This is a genomic window from Pseudomonas sp. EA_65y_Pfl1_P113 (assembly GCF_963970525.1).
GTDB lineage: Bacteria > Pseudomonadota > Gammaproteobacteria > Pseudomonadales > Pseudomonadaceae > Aquipseudomonas > Aquipseudomonas tritici.
This window is the reverse complement of record NZ_CAXAQM010000587.1, coordinates 1-451: the sequence shown is the minus strand read 5'-3', so window position 1 is coordinate 451 and position 451 is coordinate 1. Positions and strand designations below refer to the sequence as shown.

1 pseudogene is annotated in these 451 nt (G+C 68.7%); it reads right to left on the bottom strand.

Features of this window, described 5'->3' with window-relative positions:
• Positions 1-451 (bottom strand): annotated as a pseudogene (locus AACY52_RS31215) (hypothetical protein); the annotation flags it as partial.

Genomic DNA, 451 nt, shown 5'->3' with positions numbered 1-451 from the left:
CGGTCAGCCCGAGATCGCCAGCATAAGCCAGCACTTTGCGCATCACGCCCGAATCGGCGATCCAGCCTGCACCGGTGCTGACTGCGCGCGCACCCGCGTCGCGGTTGATTGCCATTTCGGCGAGGTCGGTGCCCGCGAGCCCGCGCGTTGCCGCGGCGATCGGGTGAATCCACAGCCCAGGCCGCCCAATCAGCGCGGCGCGCTGCACGATGCCGGGGTCGTCGAGCACGGGCGACTGATCGGGCATCAACCCGACCCGCACGATCCCACCGGCGTGAAAGGCGGGCAGGTCGATTGCGAACACGCCAAGATCGACGATCGCGGGGGCCAGCATCTGGCCACCACAGTCGATCGTCTCTGTCCCATCGGGCACTTCGATCAGGCCGGTGGCGACGATCGTATCGCCGTCGATCAGCACGCCACCCGCAGACACGCCCGCCACCGGGCAGAC